This is a genomic window from Dactylosporangium sp. CA-092794 (assembly GCF_050948465.1).
Lineage (GTDB): Bacteria > Actinomycetota > Actinomycetes > Mycobacteriales > Micromonosporaceae > Dactylosporangium.
Map to the genome: position 1 here is coordinate 1,041,146 of NZ_CP192044.1, position 17,861 is coordinate 1,059,006.

14 protein-coding genes are annotated in these 17,861 nt (G+C 72.8%); 6 read left to right on the plus strand and 8 right to left on the minus strand.

Going from position 1 to position 17,861, the window contains the following annotated elements:
- Window positions 1–44 precede the first annotated feature (44 nt).
- Genes ACQPXD_RS04555 through ACQPXD_RS04565 form a run of 3 tightly spaced genes read left to right on the plus strand, consistent with a single transcriptional unit; the run spans window position 45 to window position 4,080 of the window.
- Window positions 45–794 carry an ABC transporter ATP-binding protein gene (locus tag ACQPXD_RS04555; protein ID WP_432835114.1) on the plus strand — a complete coding sequence of 250 codons (750 nt, stop codon included), beginning with the start codon at window positions 45–47 and terminating at the stop codon, window positions 792–794.
- Window positions 791–3,118 (plus strand): FtsX-like permease family protein, encoded by a 2,328-nt coding sequence (locus ACQPXD_RS04560; RefSeq protein WP_432835116.1) that lies wholly within the window; start codon window positions 791–793, stop codon window positions 3,116–3,118. Before ACQPXD_RS04555 ends, ACQPXD_RS04560 begins: the two co-directional genes overlap by 4 nt.
- Window positions 3,067–4,080 carry a 4-hydroxy-3-methylbut-2-enyl diphosphate reductase gene (locus ACQPXD_RS04565; protein WP_432843634.1) on the plus strand — a complete coding sequence of 338 codons (1,014 nt, stop codon included), beginning with the start codon at window positions 3,067–3,069 and terminating at the stop codon, window positions 4,078–4,080. Before ACQPXD_RS04560 ends, ACQPXD_RS04565 begins: the two co-directional genes overlap by 52 nt.
- Before the next feature lie 166 nt (window positions 4,081–4,246).
- On the opposite strand, the gene tnpC is transcribed toward ACQPXD_RS04565, so the two are convergent.
- From tnpC to ACQPXD_RS04580, 3 genes are all read right to left on the minus strand, one after another.
- Entirely contained in the window at window positions 4,247–5,659 is a 1,413-nt protein-coding gene (tnpC, locus tag ACQPXD_RS04570; RefSeq protein WP_432835118.1) for an IS66 family transposase, read from the minus strand.
- Between the two features lie 159 nt (window positions 5,660–5,818).
- Window positions 5,819–6,208 (minus strand): hypothetical protein, encoded by a 390-nt coding sequence (locus tag ACQPXD_RS04575; protein WP_432835120.1) that lies wholly within the window; start codon window positions 6,206–6,208, stop codon window positions 5,819–5,821.
- A gap of 75 nt (window positions 6,209–6,283) precedes the next feature.
- Entirely contained in the window at window positions 6,284–6,976 is a 693-nt protein-coding gene (locus tag ACQPXD_RS04580; RefSeq protein ID WP_432835122.1) for a TetR/AcrR family transcriptional regulator, read from the minus strand.
- A 175-nt stretch (window positions 6,977–7,151) separates the two neighbouring features.
- On the opposite strand from ACQPXD_RS04580, the gene ACQPXD_RS04585 reads away from it, so the two are divergent.
- Entirely contained in the window at window positions 7,152–8,060 is a 909-nt protein-coding gene (locus tag ACQPXD_RS04585) for an NAD-dependent epimerase/dehydratase family protein (protein WP_432835124.1), read from the plus strand.
- Between the two features lie 353 nt (window positions 8,061–8,413).
- On the opposite strand, the gene ACQPXD_RS04590 is transcribed toward ACQPXD_RS04585, so the two are convergent.
- Window positions 8,414–9,151 carry a hypothetical protein gene (locus ACQPXD_RS04590; RefSeq protein WP_432835125.1) on the minus strand — a complete coding sequence of 246 codons (738 nt, stop codon included), beginning with the start codon at window positions 9,149–9,151 and terminating at the stop codon, window positions 8,414–8,416.
- A gap of 82 nt (window positions 9,152–9,233) precedes the next feature.
- Between ACQPXD_RS04590 and ACQPXD_RS04595 the strand changes: the two genes are divergently transcribed.
- On the plus strand, window positions 9,234–10,409 hold the full coding sequence (locus ACQPXD_RS04595; RefSeq protein WP_432835126.1) for a DNA recombination protein RmuC: 1,176 nt from the start codon (window positions 9,234–9,236) through the stop codon (window positions 10,407–10,409).
- A 608-nt stretch (window positions 10,410–11,017) separates the two neighbouring features.
- Window positions 11,018–11,488, plus strand: coding sequence for a hypothetical protein (locus ACQPXD_RS04600; protein ID WP_432835128.1), 471 nt, complete (start codon window positions 11,018–11,020; stop codon window positions 11,486–11,488).
- Window positions 11,489–11,647: 159 nt separating this feature from the next.
- Here the strand turns inward: ACQPXD_RS04600 and def are convergent, their stop codons facing one another.
- From def to ACQPXD_RS04620, 4 genes are all read right to left on the minus strand, one after another.
- Window positions 11,648–12,193 (minus strand): peptide deformylase, encoded by a 546-nt coding sequence (gene def, locus ACQPXD_RS04605; protein WP_432835130.1) that lies wholly within the window; start codon window positions 12,191–12,193, stop codon window positions 11,648–11,650.
- Between the two features lie 158 nt (window positions 12,194–12,351).
- Window positions 12,352–14,166, minus strand: coding sequence for a tetratricopeptide repeat protein (locus ACQPXD_RS04610; RefSeq protein WP_432835132.1), 1,815 nt, complete (start codon window positions 14,164–14,166; stop codon window positions 12,352–12,354).
- A gap of 159 nt (window positions 14,167–14,325) precedes the next feature.
- Window positions 14,326–16,119, minus strand: a complete 1,794-nt coding sequence (locus ACQPXD_RS04615) for an ABC transporter ATP-binding protein (RefSeq protein WP_432835134.1) — start codon at window positions 16,117–16,119, stop codon at window positions 14,326–14,328.
- Window positions 16,100–17,827 (minus strand): ABC transporter ATP-binding protein, encoded by a 1,728-nt coding sequence (locus tag ACQPXD_RS04620; protein WP_432835136.1) that lies wholly within the window; start codon window positions 17,825–17,827, stop codon window positions 16,100–16,102. Before ACQPXD_RS04620 ends, ACQPXD_RS04615 begins: the two co-directional genes overlap by 20 nt.
- Between the last annotated feature and the right edge of the window lie 34 nt (window positions 17,828–17,861).

Consider the following 17,861-nt stretch of genomic DNA (forward strand, 5'->3'; position numbering starts at 1 on the left):
CCGCGCGACTGCGCCCGCGCCCGCGCGCCGGTTCGATCGAAGGCGTGACAACGACGCTGCAGACACACCAGGCGGTCGAGCTGTGGTCGGTGACCCGCCGCTACGGCGAGGGCGAGCGCGCCGTCACCGCCCTCCACGACGTCTCCGCCCGCTTCGCCCCGGCCAGCTTCACCGCGGTCATGGGCCCGTCCGGCTCCGGCAAGTCGACCCTGCTGCACTGCGCGGCCGGGCTCGACCGGGTCACCGCCGGCCGGGTGCTGGTCGACGGCGTCGACCTGACGCCGCTGTCCGAGCGGGCGCTGACCCGCCTGCGCCGGGAGCGGGTCGGCTTCGTCTTCCAGGCGTTCAACCTGGTCCCCGCGCTCACCGCCGAGCAGAACGTCGAGCTGCCGCTGCGGCTGGCCGGCCGGCGTGCCGCCCCCGGGCAGGTCCGCGCGGTGCTGGCCGAGGTGGGGCTGGCCGATCGGGCCCGGCACCGCCCGGGCGAGCTGTCCGGCGGCCAGCAGCAGCGGGTCGCGATCGCCCGGGCCCTGGTCACCGCGCCCGCGGTGCTCTTCGCCGACGAGCCGACCGGCGCCCTGGACACCGCCGCCTCGCGCGAGGTGCTGCGGCTGCTGCGCGCCGCCGTCGAGCGGCACGCGCAGACGGTCGTCATGGTCACCCACGACCCGCTCGCCGCCGCCCACGCCGATCGGGTGCTGTTCCTCGCGGACGGGGCGATCGCCGACGAGCTGCGCGAACCCGCCGGCGCGGAGCAGATCGCGGCCCGCATGGCCCGGCTGGAGACGCGATGAGCCTGTCGATGCTGCGGTACCACCGGGGCTCGTTCCTCGGCACCTTCGTCGCGCTGCTGCTCGGCGTGGCCGTGATCGCCGGCTGCCTGTCGCTGTGGGCCTCGGCCCGGCCGCGCGTGCCGGCGGAGCTGTCGGCCGCGGAGGTGATCGTCGCCGCGCCCCGCTACGATCCGCCCGGCGCCGGCTTCGCCTCCCACCGCCCCTGGTCGGCCGATGAGGTGGACCGGCTCGTGACCGCGCTCGCGCGGACGCCCGGGGTCGCCGCGGCCGTGCCCGACCGGCCGTTCTACGTGCAGCGGCTGGTCGACGGCCGGCCGGACGACGACGCCGTCGGCGGGCGCGGATGGGCGTCGGCCGGGCTCGGCCGGTACCCCCTCAAAACCGGCAAACCGCCGCAGCACCCCGGCGAGGTCGTCGTCCCGGAGAGGCTGGGCGTGCCCGTCGGCGCGCCGCTGCCCATGCTCACCGCGGCCGGCCCGGCGACCTGGACCGTGACCGGCACGATCGACGCTCCGGGGTACTACGCCGACGATGCCACCGCGCGCTCGCTGGCCGGCGGGGTGAAGTTCATCGGCCTGCGGCTGGCCCCGGGCGCGCGCCCGGGCGACGTCGCCGCGCGGCTGCCGGCCGCGCTCGGCGGGCTGGGCACCGCGCTGACCGGCGACGCGCGCGCCGCGGCCGAGCCCGAGCGCGACGCGCGCAGCCGCTGGATCGGCACCCAGCTGATCATCGCCACGGTGTTTGTCGGCGGGTTCGTCGCCGTGTTCGTGGTCGCCTCGACCTGCGCGTTCGGCGTGGCCCAGCGCCGGCGCGAGCTCGCCCTGCTACGCGCGGCGGGCGCCACTCCGGGCCAGGTCCGCCGGCTGCTGCTGGCCGAGGCCGGGCTGGTCGCGGCCGCGGCCGGGCTGCCCGGCGCGCTGCTCGGCACGGCGCTGGCGCCGCTGCTGTCCGGCCCGCTCGTGGCCGTGGGCCTGGAGCCGGCCGGCTTCCGGGTCGGGTTCACCTGGTGGGCGCCGCCGGCCGCGCTGGCCGCCGGGTTGGTCGTCGGCGTGGCCGGGGTGTGGCTCGCGGCCCGCCGGGCGAGCCGGGTGCCGGCGCTGGACGCGTTGCGCGTCGCCGCCGCCGAGCCGCGCCCGATGACGCTGTCGCGCTGGCTCGTGGGCCTGCTCGCACTGGTGGTGGGCGGCGGCCTGGCGCTGCTGGTGCCCGGCGCGACGGCGGAGCGGAAGGCCACGATCGTGCTGGGTTCCGCGATGGTACTGCTGGTGGCGGCCGCCCTGCTCGCCCCCGTGTGCGTGGCGCCGATCGTGCGCCTGGTGACCTGGCCGGTCCGCCGCGGCGCGACCGGGCTGCTGGTGCGGGCGGGGGCGCGGGTCGCCGCCCGGCGGGTGGCCTCGGCCGCGGCGCCGGTGCTGGCCGCCGTCGGGTTCGCGGTGCTGCTGGTCGGCACCTTCCAGACCGCGGAGGCGGCGGTCCGCATCGAGGACACCGGGAACATCCCCGAGGCGGCGGTGGCCGCGCCCGGCATCGCCGCGCCCGGGCTGTCCGAGGCGGCGGTCCAGGCCCAGGCCGGGCGGTCCGAGCTGGCCAGCACGGTGTACCTGGACTCGGGGCGCCCGCTGGACGCGGCCGGGGCCGCCGTCGAGGGGCTGGTCGCCTCGCCGACGCTGGGCTGGGCGCCCGGCCGGGCGGTGTCGCTGCGGTTCGTCGACGGCTCGGTCCGGTCGCTGACCGTCGCCGAGGTCTCCGACCGGGCCTTTCCCGACTCGGTGGTGCTGCCCCGGGACCTGATCCGCGCCCACGACCCGGCCGCGCTCACCCCCGTGGTCTACCTCGCGGGCGATTTCGTGCCCGCGCCCGGCGCCGAGCGGCTGACCGCGCGGCAGTACGTCGACCGGAAGGCCGGCGAGGAGGCCGACCTCGTCGACCTGTTCCTGGCGGTACTGCTGGGCATCGCCGTCGGCTACACCGCGCTGTCGGTCGCCAACACGCTGCTCATGGCCACGCACGCGCGACGGGCCGAGTTCCTGGTGTGGCACCAGGCGGGCGCGACGACGGGGCAGAGCGTGCGGGTGGTCGTGGCCGAGGCGCTGCTCGCGGTGCTGGTGGGCGCGCTGCTGGGGCTCGCGGTGGCGGTACCGGCGCTGCTGGAGGCGCGGGCCGGGTTCCAGGAGGAGATCGGGCGGCCGGTGAGCCTGGTCATGCCGTGGGGAACGGCGGCCGCGGTGGTGAGCGCGTGCGCGGCGCTGGCGGCGGCCGCGGCCGCCTGGCCATTCCTGCGCCGTCGGCCGGGCTCGGCCACGGCACGTACGATGGCGGGGTGACTGCTTCGAAGCGCGTCCTGCTCGCCAAGCCCCGCGGATACTGCGCCGGTGTGGACCGGGCGGTTCAGACCGTGGAGGAAGCCCTGAAGCTCTACGGCGCTCCGATCTACGTGCGCAAGGAGATCGTGCACAACAAGCACGTGGTCAACACGCTGCAGGCCAAGGGCGCGATCTTCGTGGCGGAGAACGACGAAGTGCCCGAGGGCGCCACCGTCGTCTTCTCCGCGCACGGGGTCGCCCCGGAGGTGCACGAGCAGGCCAAGTCCCGCAAGCTGCGCGCGATCGACGCGACCTGCCCGCTGGTCACCAAGGTGCACCAGGAGGCCCGCCGGTTCGCCGCGGACGACTACGACATCCTGCTGATCGGCCACGAGGGCCACGAGGAGGTCATCGGCACGACGGGTGAGGCGCCGGCGCACATCCAGCTGGTCGACGGCCCCGACGGCGCCGACAAGGTCACGGTCCGCGACCCGGCGAAGGTCGTGTGGCTGTCGCAGACCACGCTCTCGGTCGACGAGACCCTGGAGACGGTGGCCCGGCTGAAGCGGCGCCTGCCGCTGCTCATGTCGCCGCCGAGCGACGACATCTGCTACGCCACCTCCAACCGCCAGGACGCGGTGAAGGCGATGGCGCCCAACTGCGACATCGTGCTGGTCGTCGGCTCGCAGAACTCGTCGAACTCGCAGCGCCTGCGCGAGGTGGCGGTCGACGCCGGCGCGAAGGCGGGCTACCTGATCGACTACGCGAGCGAGATCCGGGACGAGTGGCTCACCGGCGCAACGACGGTCGGCGTCACCTCCGGCGCCTCGGTGCCCGACGAGCTGGTGATGGAGGTCCTCGACTTCCTCGCGAGCCGCGACTTCACCGACGTGGCCGAGATCACCACGGCCCAGGAGCGCCTGGTCTTCTCCCTGCCGCAGGAGCTCAAGCGCGACATGAAGGCCCGCGCCTCGGCCCGCTGACCCGCGACCACAACTCTCCGCGATCATGCGCGTCTTGCCGCCCGCGCACGCGTTTTTCCTGATCGCGGAAGGTTGATGTACCCATAGGTACCCTAAGTCTCCGTGATCAGGAAAAACTCTCCGCGCGCCGGCGGGACTCGCATGATCACGGAGAGATTCGTTGTAACTATTCAGGTTGGGGTGGGAGCCAGGCGTTGCCGGTGAGGGCGTCGCGCAGGGCGGTGAGGACGTGCAGGCCGTTTTTGCGCACGGTGGAGACGTAGCTGCGCACGGTCAGCCAGTGCTGGGCGCCGTGGGGGGTGCGCCAGCCGCCGGAGATCTTCTGCTGGATTTTGACCATGCGGATGTCGCGTTCGGCTTGGTTGTTGTCGAACGGGACGGTGAAGGTGTGGGCGAAGCGCCAGATCTCGCGCCGGAATCCGTGCATCCGGTCGATCAGCGCGAGGATCTTGCCGCGGCCGCCGCTGGTGGGGGGTGGGTTGGCGGCGTAGCCGGCCTGGACGGCCTGGTCCCAGCGGTGCAGCAGATCGGTCAGGACGGTCTGGTCGAGACGGTCCCGGCCGGCGGCGACGGCCTGGTTGACCTGGTGTTTGCCCTCGCGGAGCAGCCCGGCCAGGGTCCCGGCCCAGGTGTGGGCCGGGTCGTGTTCGGCCCAGCCGTCCAGTTCCCGCAGGTGGTGAGCGTTGCACAAGGCATGCCCGGCGGTGTCGTAGGCGGGGTGCAGGTACGACTTGAAGCCGTCGTGGACCGCGGTCTGGCCCGCGCCCAGCGCGGTGAGCACACCGATGACGTCGATGGCGTCCCGGCCGCGTTTGTCGTCCAGGTGGTAGAAGGTGCCCAGCGGGGTGCAGGCCACGTGCAGCCACCGCAGCCGGCCGGCCACCCGCAGCCCGGTCTCGTCGAAATGCACCACCGCCGCGGTGCGCAGGACCTGCCGCAGCCGTTGCGTGAAGCCGGTCAGCCGGGTCGCGGCGCGCCCGGTCAGCCCGGCGATCCACCCCGCCGACGGCGCCGCACCGAACAGATCAGCCAGGATCTGCGCGGTACGGTCCACCGGCGTGTGATGGCCGACCAGCAGATAGACCGTCAGGGCCGCGATCGACGGCCCGTACTGCGCCGGCGCGTCCACCCCCACCGGCGCCGCGGCTGTGGTGTGCGTCCCGCACGCGCAGGCGCACCGCCACAGCCGGTGCTCGGTCACCGCCAAGCGCATCGGCGGCAGGTCGAACACCTGCCGCGCCTCGAACCCGACCGGCGCGACACCGGCCAGGACCTCACCGCACCCGGCGCACGCCACCGGCCGGTGATCCACCACCGCATCCGGCTCATCCACCTGTGTCAACGCCGCACCCGGCGCGCCGGGCTGCTTGCCCGCCCGGCGGCCCGCCGCCCGCCGCTGCGACCGCGGCGCCGGCTTCCCCAGCCCATCCGAGGACGGCGGCTTCGACGAGTTGTGCGAGTCCAGCCCCAACCGCCGCTCCAACTCCGCCACCCGCGCCCGCAACACCGCGATCTGCTCAGCCTGGACCACCACCAACGCCGCCAACTCGTCATAGCTGGGACGCGGACCGGCACTCACAACGGACACCGTGCCCTAAACCACCCAGACGATCAAGTCCCTGCCGCCAACCACCTGAATAGTTACGATTCGTTCGCTCCGGGTCGTTATCGGAAAAATCCAGACACTTCGTGTCCGGATTTTTCCGACTTATCCCCTGACGGGGGATTTATGTGATCCTCAGCGGGCGGTCGCGATCACGCTGACCGGCGGGTCGCCGTGGCGGTACAGGGTGTCGACCACGACTCGGAGGCCGGGGTTGGTCCGCACCCGGTCGTAGGCGCGGTCGCGGATCCGGTCCCGGTCGAAGTCGATCTTCTCGGGGCGGGCCGGCTCGTAGCGGACCCAGGTCTCCTCGCCGATCATCGGGCCGGCGGTACCGCGCAGCTTGACCTTGATCGCCACCTCGAACGGCGTGGCGCCGTCCGGGTACACCCGCACCAGCACGGTGTAGCGGGCGGTGCGCGTCCCGCCCTGGTCGTCGACGTTCTGCAGGCCGAGGTCGACGTGCACGATCTCGCCGCGGGCGGTGATCGCTGTGGCGCCGGGTCTCCGGCCGAATCCGAACATGCCGGGGACGGTAGGCGGTGATACCCGCCGACTCGGTCGCGTCTGCGACACAGTGTGGTACGCCAGGCGACACAACTACTCGGGCAGGCCCAAGTAGCGGGCGTGGGCGCGCATCTGGTGGGTGAAGAACTCGTCGCGGGCGTCGATGGTGTTCTCGAACTGGCCGAAGAGCTCGAAGCTCACGTGGCCGAAGAGCGCCACCCAGACCGACAGGCCGCGGGCCATGGCCGCCGGGGGTACGTCGGGGCCCACCACCTCGCTGATGTGCCGCACGTCGGCGGCCGGGCCGGGGGGCAGGGGCGGATCGGCGGGTGAGGGCAGGACGCCGGCCGCGACGGCGTCGTTGAGGATGCGGCCGAGGACGGTCACCGTCCGGACGGCGGCGGGAACCGTGTCCTGGGGGGCCCGGTAGCCGGGGACCGGGCTGCCGTAGATCAGCGCGTACTCGTGCGGGCGGGACAGGGCCCAGTCGCGCACCGCGGCGCTGGCGGCGAGAAAGCGGGCCGTGTAGGCGTCGCGCGGGGCCTGGGCCTCGGCGTCCTCGACCGCGGCGCCCAGGGCGTTGTAGGCGTCCAGGATCAGGGCGGTCAGCAGGTCGTCGCGGCTGGCGAAGTAGCGGTACACCGCCGAGCTCACCATGCCCAGGTCGCGGGCGACCGCGCGCAGCGACAGGTTGGCGCCGTCGGTGGCCAGGTGGCGGCGGGCGACGTCCTTGATCTCGTCGGTCATCTCCGCCCGGACGCGGGCCCGGATCGAGTTCGCCTTCATGCGGTTCATCATCGCACATGCTCTTATATGAGAGCACTGCTCTTGAAATTGAGCGGGCGATCGTCCTATGCTCTATTGCGAGAGCGCTGCTCTCAAACCGCGCCACCGGGGGTGGTCTCTCCGGCTGGCCGGTCGATATGTCGGGCGCTGGCGCGCCCGACATATCGGACATTTCATGAAATTGGAGGATGTCATGCAGGTCGTCGTCGGGTCGGGTTCGGTCGGTACGGTCATCGCGCTGCGGCTCGCGGCGCAGGGCGAGGAGGTGCGTGTCGTCACGCGCAGCGGCAGCGGGCCCGAGCATGCGCTGGTCGAGCGGGTCGCGGCGGACGCCGCGGACGCGGAGGCCATGCTGCGGGTCGCCAAGGGGGCGAGCGTGATCTACAACTGCGCGAACCCGAACTACTACGAGTGGCCGACCGCCTGGCCGCCGATCTCAAACGCGTTGCTGCGGGCGGCCGAGGCCAGCGACGCGGTGCTGGCGATCACCGGGAACCTCTACGGCTACGGGCCGGTGACCGGGCCGATGACCGAGGACCTGCCGCTCGTCGCGAAGACCGTCAAGGGCCGGGTGCGGGCCCGGATGTGGCAGGACGCGCTGGCCTCGGGCGTGCGGGCGATCGAGGTGCGCTCGTCGGACTGGATCGGGCCGCGGTACACGGTCATCGAGCGGGCGCTGCCGGCCCTGCGGGCGGGCAAGACGGCCTGGCTGCCGGCGCCGCTGGATGTGCCGCACACCTACACGTACTTCGCCGACGCGGCACGCACGCTGGTCACGCTGGCCGCGGACCCGCGGGCGTGGGGGCGGGCGTGGCACACGCCCTCGGTGCCGCCGTTGACGGCGCGGCAGCTGCTCACCCGGGTGGCCGAGCTCGGCGGGCTGCCGGCGCCGCGGCTGCGGGCCTACCCGGGCGCGGTGGTGCGCGGCTTCGGGCTGTTCGACAAGATGGCCAAAGAGTTCGCCGAGATCCGGTACCAGCACGCCGAGCCCTTCGTCATGGACTCCTCGCGGGTGACGGCGGAGTTCGGCATCACCGCCACCCCGCTGGACGAGGCGATCACGGAGTCGCTTCAGGCCGCGTAATGGAACTCTCGCCCACTGATGACGATAAATCGTGATATGTCCGATAAGTCGTGGCGCGGAGCGCCCGACTTATCGGAGCTCTTGGCGCTGCGGACCTGGCGCGGACGCTCTTGGCGCCGCGGACCCGGCGCTGACGCTGTTGGCGCCGCGGACCGAGCGCGGCCGCTTTCCGCGCCGTGGACCGAGCGCGTCGCTCTTGGCGCCGCGGACCCGGCAGGGTCGGGGCCGCCCGTTCAGGGCAGGCCCCGGCCCGTTTCGCCCAGTCTGGCTCGGTGGAGCTTCGCATAGACCGACCCAGACCAGGCGCTGACGGCAGCAACGGTCGTGCGTTGCACGGACCGGAGTCAAAATCTTTAGAAATCTCCGCCGAAGTCTCCGCCGCCGAAATCGCCGCCGTCCCAGCCTCCGCCGTCACCGCCGTCACCGCCGTCGAAGTCCCCTCCGTCGCCGCCGCCGTCGTCGTAAGCCTGGTCGACGCCCTGGTCATAGCCCTGATCGACGCCCTGATCGAAGCCGGCGTTGTAAGCGGCGTCGTAGCCGTGATCGCCCCAGCCCGGGTCGAACAGCGCGTCGAAGACCAGCACCGAGCCGATGCCCCACGCGCCCGCCACGAGGGCGGTCTTCCACCAGGGCTCGGAATACCAGCCGGCCGGGACGCCGCGGCCGGCGACCGCGCCACCCGGGTAGTAGTACGGGGTTGCGTTGCCGGGCTGGGGGCTCGCCCGGTAGGAGTGGCCCTGGACGGCGACCTCGCGCTCCTTGGTGATCTGCCCGGCGCGGGCGCCGGCCAGCGGGGGCAGGTCGGGGCCCGGGTCGAGGCCCATCGCGGTGCGGGCCGCGCGGATGTAGGCGAGGCCCTCCAGGGCGGTCTCGCGTGCCAGGTCGTACTGCTTGAGGCTGGTCGCCCGATCGAGCTGCCCGCCGGCGGCGTTGTAGCGCTCGCTCGCGTCGACCAGTGCCTGCTTGACCGCCGGGTCGTCACCCGAGAGGTTCATCAGCTGGCCGCCGAGGCGTTCGTACCACCGCAGGGCCTCCTCCCGCGCATCGGCCAGCTGTTGCGCCTCGCGCTTCCTGCGTCCGAAGCCGAACACCGTCACCACTCCAACCAGGACGAGTAACCCATGCCTTCGACGGTACCGGTTTCTGTCATACCCCTACGGCATGCTGAATAGCGTGGATCTCCTCCTCGTGCTCGTCGGCCTCCTGGCCGGTGCCGCCCTCGGTTGGTTCGTCGCCCGGTCGCGCTCCGCGGTGGAGCTCGCCAAGCTGGAGGCGACGCTGCAGGCCAAGCGGGACGGCGAGGCCCGGCTGGAGGCGTCGCTGCGGGCGCTGACGCTGGAGGCCCGCGGGCAGACCCAGGACGCCGTGGCCGACGCGGTGGCCCCGCTGAATGAGGCGCTGGTGCGCTACGAGCGGCGGGTCGCCGAGCTCGAGCGCGACCGCGTGGGGGCATACGAGTCGCTGCGCGAGCAGGTCCGCGCCATGCACGAGGTCTCCGGCGAGCTGCGCACCGAGACCCACCGGCTGGTCTCGGCGCTGCGCGCACCGACCGTGCGCGGCCGCTGGGGCGAGCACCAGCTGCGCCGGATCGTCGAGGCCGCCGGGCTGCTGGAGCACTGCGACTTCGACGAGCAGGTGACGGCCGCCACAGATTCCGGGGTGGTACGTCCCGATCTGGTCGTCCGCCTGCACGGCGGCCGGCAGGTGGTGGTCGACGCGAAGGCCCCCCTGGAGGCGTATCTGTCGGCCCTGGAGGCCCCCGACGACGCCGCCCGCATCGCCCGCCTGACCCAGCACGCCCGCCACCTGCGCGCCCACGTCGAGGCGCTGTCCGCCAAGTCGTACTGGTCGGCCTTCGAGCCGGCCCCGGAGTTCGTCGTGCTGTTCGTCCCCGCCGACACCTTCCTCGACGCCGCCCTCCAGCACGACCCGGCCCTGATGGAGCACGCCTTCGCCCGCAACGTGATCCTCGCCACCCCGGCCACCCTGGTCGCCCTGCTGCGCACCATCGCCTACGCGTGGCGCCAGGACTCCCTGACCGCCAACGCCCTGGCCGTCCACCAGACCGGCCGCGAGCTTTACGCCCGCCTGTCCACCCTCGGCGAGCACCTGGCCAAGGTCGGCTCATCCCTGTCGACCGCCGTGACGTCGTACAACCGCGCGGTCGGCTCCCTGGAGGCCCGCGTGCTGGTCAGCGCCCGCAAGCTGGCCGAGCTGGGGGTGAGCGCCGACGACCTGCCCACACCGCCCCAGGTCGAGGCCGCGCCCCGCCAGCTGCAGGCCCCGGAGCTGGTCGACAGCGAGTATCAGGCCCTGCTCGCCGCCCTCCGCGAGGACCCACCCCAGTGACACGCGCCGCGCGGGGGAGGCAAGATCACCGCGCGCGGTGGCGCAGGAGCAGCAGTGGTGCCCTGGGGCGCTCCCGCTGTCCCCGCCCACCGAGACCCGGGAAGCGGTCGACAGTGAGTATCCGGCCCTGCTCGCCGCCCGCGCGAGGACTCGGGCCTCAGTAACCCACCCCACCGCCTTGCCCGCGGGGTCGGTCGCTGCCTGTCGGCGGTCGGTCGGGCGCGCTTTGCCTTGCCGGCCGTCGGGTGGAACAGCCCGATCGCGCCGGCGCGGGGTGGGCCGGCCATAAGTCTCCGTGATCACGCCGGGAGCGGCGCGGGAACGGCGGTTCTTCATGATCGTGGAGTGTGAATGTACCTATAGGTACCATATGTCTCCGCGATCATGGCGGAGCCGGGGTGTCGAAGCGGCCGCGTGCATGATCGCGGAAAGTTCTGGTCCCTGGGGTCCGTGGGCGTGACTTACGTGGGCGGGGGTGCGGGCTAAGGCGGCGGGGCTGCGGAAATACGGCGTCTGCCCAAGGCGCGCCGGGTGCCTTAGTTCATACCGTCGTTGGCGACGGAAAACCCGGCCACCATCCACAGGGGAGAGTCATGAGGAAACGATCGGTGTTGATCGCCTTGGCGACCGGCGTCGGGGCGCTGCTGGCGGGCACCACCGCGTACGCCGCCTTCAGCGCCAGCAGCACCTTCACCACCACTTCGAAGGCGGCGACGATGACGCCGCTGACCGTTGTGTCGAGCGAGACCGACTACGAGGGCGACCAGACCGGGCTGTGGCCCGGTCACCCCGCCGACGTGCTGCTCACCGTGGCCAATGCCAACGAGGTACCGGTCAAGGTCCTCGGCTTCGCCTGGACCTCGTTCCTGGCCAGCCCGTCCTGCACCGGACTCAACAACTTCCAGATCGCCAACGGTGACCTGGCCAACGGCGCGGTCGTGCCCGCCCGCACCGGGCGGGGTCCCGGCCAGGCGACGATCCGGCTCACCAATGCGGTGACCCTCTCGCCCGATGCGCCCGACGGCTGCCAGGGCGCGACCGTGACCGTGAACTGGTCAGTCGTGGTCCAGGCCGCGTAACGGCGACCGCCCCGGACGGCGCGGTGCTCGGACCCCGCGCCGCCCGGGCGGCCCTCAACGAAGACGGCGACGACTGGGTCCCCGGCCCACGTCAATTGGCGATACAGGTGCTGGCCTTGAGCACCGCACGGCAAGCCACGTGTCAGGGGCCGTCCGACGTCAGTGTGGGCTTACCTTGACCTCCGGCGCGGGCAGGTATTCGAACCAGGTGGCCTCGCGCAGGGTGTTCAGAATGCGTGCCTGGCCCTGCGGGTCCTGCCGGTCGATGAACAGCACGCCGTCGAGGTGGTCGGTCTCGTGCTGGATGCAGCGGGCCATGAGCCCGGCACCGACGACCTGGACCGGATCGCCGTGCTTCGTGTAGCCCTTGGCCTCGACGTTCAGCCGCCGCTTCGTGTCCAGGTAGACACCGGGAATGGACAGGCAGCCCTCGATGCCGTCCTGCACCTCCTCGTCGGGGAACTCGAGGACGGGGTTGACCAGGTGGTCGAGCTTGAGGTCGTTGCCCGGCAGGTCCGGGTTGATGGCGAAGACCCGCAGGCTCACCCCGAGCTGCGGTGCGGCCAGGCCGGCGCCGTGCGAGGCGACCAGGGTCTCGTTGAGGTCCTGGACGAGCTTGTCCAGCTCGGCGTCGAAGTCGGTCACGGCCTCGGCGCGCAGGCGCAGCGCCGGGTCGCCGACTTTCCTGATGGGCAGAACGGTCATCGGACGTCTCCGTCCGCTGTTGCCGAGCATCTCCCGGCGATCACGAGACATTTACGGTTCACGCCTGTACGACGGCACCGGCGACGGGAATGTTCACGACCGCCGCACCATCAAGCTGAACCTGCTGCCCAGCAACAACCCCAAACGAGATGCGCGGGTCAGTAGCGGTGGGAGCCCTGGGCGCCGCGGAGGGCTCGCTCGGCCAGGGCCAGGTCCGAGGCGGCGGCCCGGGCGAACGGGCTCGAGGCGCCCAGCAGCTCGGCGTAGATGCTCTGGGCGGCGCGGTACTCCGTGATGGCCTCGTCCAGCCGGCCCAGGTCGTGCAGGACGCTGGCCAGGCGGTGCCGGGAGACGGCGGTGTCCAGGTGGACCGGGCCCAGCAGGCGCAGCCGGCTGCCCAGGACGGCGCGGTGCTCGGACTCCGCGTCGGCCAGGCGGCCGGCGTGGTGCAGGGCCGAGGCGAGCAGGCTGCGGCTCATCAGGGTGTCGCGGTGCTCGGCGCCCAGCAGGTGGGCGCGGGCGCGCATGACCGTGCGGTGCTCGTCGATCGCGCGGTCGAGCTCGCCCATGTCCTGGAAGACCTTGGCGAGGTTGCTGCGGCTGATCAGGGTCTCCTGGTGGTTCGCGCCGAGCACGCGGGTGCGGGACTCCATCACCCGCTGGTGCTCGGCCTCGGCCCGGGTCAGGTCGCCCAGCTGGTGGTAGATCGTGGCCAGGTGGCTGCGGCTGGTCAGTGTGTCGGGGTGGTCCTCGCCGAGGATGCGGATCCGGGCGGTCAGCGCCTCGTCGCACTCCACCAGAGCCTCGGCCAGGCGGTCGAGGTCGCGCAGGACGGTGGCGTGCTGGTCGCGGGCGGTCAGCGTGTCGGGGTGGTCCCAGCCCAGGGCGTGGGCACGGGCGTCGACGATCTCCCGGTACGCCTCCTCGGCCTCCTGCAGCTGGCCGCGCCAGTGCAGGTCGGTCGCGCGCTGCCAGGTGGCGGAGTCGTCGTAGACGCGCGGGGCGGGGGAGGGGCGGCGGCGCGGCTCCGGGGCGGGCCAGTCGGCCGGGTCGTCGGGCTCGTCGTCGTAGTGGGCGGCCGGGGGCGCGCCGTAGACGGTGGACGAGGTCATGTGCTGATACACGTCGTCGTCCAGCCGGGCCGGCTGCTGCTGCGGGATCGGCTGCGGCTGCGGCGGAGGGGGCGGTGGAGGCTGGGGCGCGGCGACCGGGCGGGTCGGGATGCGCACCGGCTCGTAGGGATCCGGCTCCTCGAGGACCTCGATCGGCAGGTCGATCGGCGACTCGTGGTCGCGCCGGCGCAGCTCGCGGCGCAGGGAGACGATGGCGTCGGAGATGGCGTCGGAGTGGTCGCCGATGCGCCAGGCGACGGCGGTGACCGGACGGTCCAGGGCCGTGCTGAGCTGGCGGACGGAGCTGAGGATCGAGTCGTCCGGCGAGGCGTTGACGATGACCAGCGCCGCCTGGAAGGCCGCCGTCGGGCCGACCAGCAGCGCCTGCAGCGTGGCCTGCAGGCGCGCGATCGAGAAGCCGGTGCCGGCCCGGATGTCGACGATGATGTGGGCCTCGGACATGGCGATGGGGCCGAGGAAGTAGCCGAAGACGGGCTGGAGCTTCTGCCCCTCGCGCCCGGCGGCCTCGTAGAGGGCGGCGTTGGCCCCCTCGTGGTAGGCGATGGCCTGCGGGGCGTGGCCGCGGATCAGCTGGACGAACCGGTCGTAGGCGCCCTCGGCGTCGCCGTCCTGCTGGGCCCGGCCGGCCGAGGCGAGCCGCTCCTCGCGGTCGCCGGAGCGGAAGACGATCACGCCGCCGGTCAGGCCCGCGAGGCCGACCAGCACGCCGGCGCCCACGAGGGCGGCGGCGCCGGCGGTGCTGCGGAACTGCACCGTCGTCAGCACACCCAGGCCGACCAGGGCGAGCCCGACGAGCACGACGAGCGATCGGGTCTGGGCACTCCATCGTCCGCCAGTCATAGGTCCTCTACACCGTCGAACAGGGGTCACTCCGGGCGACATGGCTAGATCCGTAGCGTGACGAGAATCCTCCCATGAACGCACTGTCCACGGTAGATCGACCGCGTGAACCGCGCCATTCACGCCGACGACCCTCGATGATTGTCAATTACCCGACACTTATGACAGCGAGTCGCGCCATTGCGCGTGCAACTCCGCGTAGTGGCCACCGCCGCCGATCAGGGCGGATGGCGGGCCGTCCTCGACGATCCGGCCGCCGGACATGACCAGCACCCGGTCGGCGATCTCCACTGTGGACAACCGGTGGGCGATCACCAGGGCCGTCCGGGATGCCAGGATCGTCCGCAACGCCCGCTGGACCAGCCGCTCGCTCGGGATGTCCAGCGAGGACGTGGCCTCGTCGAGAATCAGCACCGCGGGGTCGGCCAGGAAGGCACGCGCGAACGCCACGAGTTGCCGCTGCCCGGCCGAAAGTCTGCCTCCGCGCTTGCGCACGTCGGTGTCGTAGCCCTCGGGCAGCGCCCGGATGAACGCGTCCGCGCCGATCGCCGCCGCGGCCGCCTCGATCTCGGCCCGGGTGGCGCCCGGGCGGCCGAAGGCGATGTTCGACGCCACCGTGCCGGAGAAGAGGTAGTTCTCCTGGGTCACCATGACGATCGCGCGGCGCAGGTCGTCCTCGGCGAGCGAGCGCAGGTCGATCCCGTCGAGCGAGACGGTGCCGCCGGTCGGGTCGTAGAACCGGGCCACCAGCTTGGCCAGCGTCGACTTCCCGGCCCCGGTCGCGCCGACCAGCGCGACGGTCTGGCCGGCCGGCACGAACAGGTCCAGCGGCGGCAGCACCGGGCGGCCGGCGTCGTAGGCGAAGGCGACCGAGTCGAACGCCAGCTCGCCGCGCGGGCGGGGCAGCGCGATCGGCGCGCGGGGCTCGGCGACGGCGGGTTTCTCGTCGAGTACCGCCGCCAGCTTCTCCAACGCGGCCGTCGCGGACTGCAGCGTGTTGTAGAACTGCGACAGCTCCTGCATGGGCTCGTAGAACCGGCGCAGATAGAGCAGGAACGCGGCCAGCACCCCGACCTCGGTGCGCCCCTGCAGCACCCGCCAGCCACCATAGGTCAGCACCACGGCGATGGAGACGTTGCCGATCAGCTTGATGGCCGGCGAGTACGTCGCGGCGAGCCGCTGCGCGTGCAGGCTCGCCTCGGCGTAGTCGCCGTTGACCGCGGCGAAGATCTCGTCGTTGCGCCGCTCGCGGCGGAAGGCCTGCACCGCGCGGATGCCGCCGAGCGACTCCACGAAGTGGATGATGACCAGCGCGATCGTCTCGCGGGTGCGGCGATACGCCCGGGCGCTGGCCCGCTGGAACCAGCGCGACAGCCACAGCAGGAACGGGAACGACGCGAGCGTCACCAGCGCCAGCGGCGGGTCGAGCCAGAGCAGGATCGCGGCCACGGACAGCACCGACAGCGCGGCCAGCACGAGGTCGTCCAGGGCGCCGTCGACGAGCTCGGCGATGTTGTCCACGTCGCTGGTCAGCCGCGCGATGACCCGGCCCGAGGTGAACCGCTCGTGGAAGCCGATCGACAGCCGCTGCAGGTGGTCGTAGACGCGGGTGCGCAGGTCGAGCAGCACGGCGTTGCCGACCCGGCCGGACATCGCGAGGAACGCCCGGCGGGTGCCGAACTCGGCCGCCGTGGCCACCGCGAACAGCACCGTCACCAGCACGAGCGTCGACGGGTGGCCGATGCCCCGGTCGATGCCGAGCTTCACGAGATACGGCCCGGCCATCCCGGCCAGGTTCTGGGTCAGCAGCAGGGCGACCAGCGCGGCGATCGCGGCCCGGTGCGGGCGCAGCAGCGAGCGCAGCAGCCGCCGGCTCGCGACGCGCCCGGTCGGATCCGGCTCCTCGGTCGCGGTGCCCCGCCACCGCTGGACGTCAAGCGCCACGCAGCACATCCCGGTAGCCGGGGCAGGTGGCCAGCAGCTCGGTGTGGGTGCCGATGGCGGCCAGCCGGCCGTCGCGCAGGAACGCGACCCGGTCGGCGAGCGCGACGGTCGAGGGCCGGTGCACCACCAGCAGCGCGGTCGTGCCGGCCAGCACCGTGGCCAGGGCCGACTCGACCAGGGCCTCGGTGTGCACGTCGAGCGCGGACAGCGGGTCGTCGAGGACCAGCACCCGGGGCCGGCCGAGCACCGCGCGGGCCAGGGCGAGGCGCTGGCGCTGGCCGCCGGAGAGCGACAGCCCCTGCTCGCCGATGCGGGTGTCGAGGCCCCACGGCAGCTCGTAGGCGAAGCCGGCCTGCGCGATGTCGAGCGCCTCGGCGATCTCCGCTTCGGTGGCGTCGCTACGACCCAGTGTCAGGTTCTCCCGCACGCTCATCGAGAACAGCGTCGGGTCCTCGAACGCGGTGCCGACGATCCGGCGCAGCGCGTCGAGCCGGATGTCGCGGACGTCGATGCCGTCGATGGTGATCCGCCCGGCGTCGACGTCGTAGAGCCGCGGGACCAGCGACACCAGCGTCGTCTTGCCGCTGCCGGTGACCCCGACGACGGCCACCGTCTCGCCCGGCGCCACCTCCAGGTCGATCCCGCGCAGCACCGGCCGGCCCGGCTCGTAGCCGAACCGGACGTCGGAGAAGCGCAGCCGCCCCTCCACGGTGGACGGCGACAGCGCGCCCGGGCGGTCCACGATGGACGGCGGGGTGTCGAGCACCTCGTAGATCCGCCCGGCCGCGCTCATCGCCTCCTGCGCGTTGGCGATGATCCAGCCCAGGATGTCGATCGGCCAGACCAGCATCACCTGCAGCGCCACGAACCCGACCAGCGTGCCGACGGTGAGCTGCCCGCGGGAGACCTGGATCGCGCCGGCCACCAGCACCACGGCGAGCGTCACGTTGGGCACCAGGTCGAACTGCGACAGCGTGCGGGCCACCATCCGGCTCTTGCCCACGCCGAGGTCGTGCACGTGCCGGGCGCCGCCGGTGAACTGCGTGCTCATGTGGTCGCGCCGGCCGAACGCGCGGATCACCCGGATGCCCTGCGCCGACTCCTCGATGCGGGTGGTGAGGTCACCGAGGGAGTCCTGCAGCTCGCGGGAGGCGGCGAAGTAGCGGCTGGTGAACCGCCGCACGATGAGGAACAGCGGCAACGCGCTGAGCGTCACGAAGACGCCCAGCGGCCAGTAGAGGTGGATGAGCAGCACCGAGACGGCGATATACGTGCCGAGGTTGAGCACGAAGAAGAAGAGCCCGAAGGACAGGAACCGCCGGATCTGCGACAGGTCGGCGGTGGCCCGCGACAGCAGCTGCCCGGACTGCCACCGGTCGTGGAACTCGATCGGCAGGCGCTGCAGGTGTGCGTAAAGGTCCTCGCGCAGCCTGGCCTCCATGCCGACCGAGGACGCCGACTGCGCCCAGCGCCGGACGAAGATGAGCGCCCCCTCGCACGCCCCGAGCGCCACGGCGAGCCCGCCGAGCAGGATCAGCCCGCGGGTGTCACCGCGGCGCACCGGCCCGTCGACCACGCGCTGGATGAGCAGCGGAATGGCCAGGCTGGCCGCGGTCGCGGCGACGGCGGCCAGCATCGACCAGGCGGTGAGCGCGTAATACGGCCTCAGGTAGACCCGCATCCGCCAGAGCGAGTGCGCTCTGGCGGTCGGTGGCATGGGATCAAACGTACGTGCCAATCACATCGGCGCC

Bases quoted from the DNA above. Each gene is read 5' to 3' on its own strand.
- ACQPXD_RS04575 (WP_432835120.1), bottom strand. From the start codon at position 6,208: ATGTTCGGATTCGGCCGGAGACCCGGCGCCACAGCGATCACCGCCCGC.
- ACQPXD_RS04560 (WP_432835116.1), top strand. From the start codon at position 791: ATGAGCCTGTCGATGCTGCGGTACCACCGGGGCTCGTTCCTCGGCACC.
- ACQPXD_RS04580 (WP_432835122.1), bottom strand. From the start codon at position 6,976: ATGAAGGCGAACTCGATCCGGGCCCGCGTCCGGGCGGAGATGACCGAC.
- ACQPXD_RS04615 (WP_432835134.1), bottom strand. From the start codon at position 16,119: ATGTGCTGCGTGGCGCTTGACGTCCAGCGGTGGCGGGGCACCGCGACC.
- ACQPXD_RS04585 (WP_432835124.1), top strand. From the start codon at position 7,152: ATGAAATTGGAGGATGTCATGCAGGTCGTCGTCGGGTCGGGTTCGGTC.
- ACQPXD_RS04620 (WP_432835136.1), bottom strand. From the start codon at position 17,827: ATGCCACCGACCGCCAGAGCGCACTCGCTCTGGCGGATGCGGGTCTAC.
- ACQPXD_RS04610 (WP_432835132.1), bottom strand. From the start codon at position 14,166: ATGACTGGCGGACGATGGAGTGCCCAGACCCGATCGCTCGTCGTGCTC.
- def (WP_432835130.1), bottom strand. From the start codon at position 12,193: ATGACCGTTCTGCCCATCAGGAAAGTCGGCGACCCGGCGCTGCGCCTG.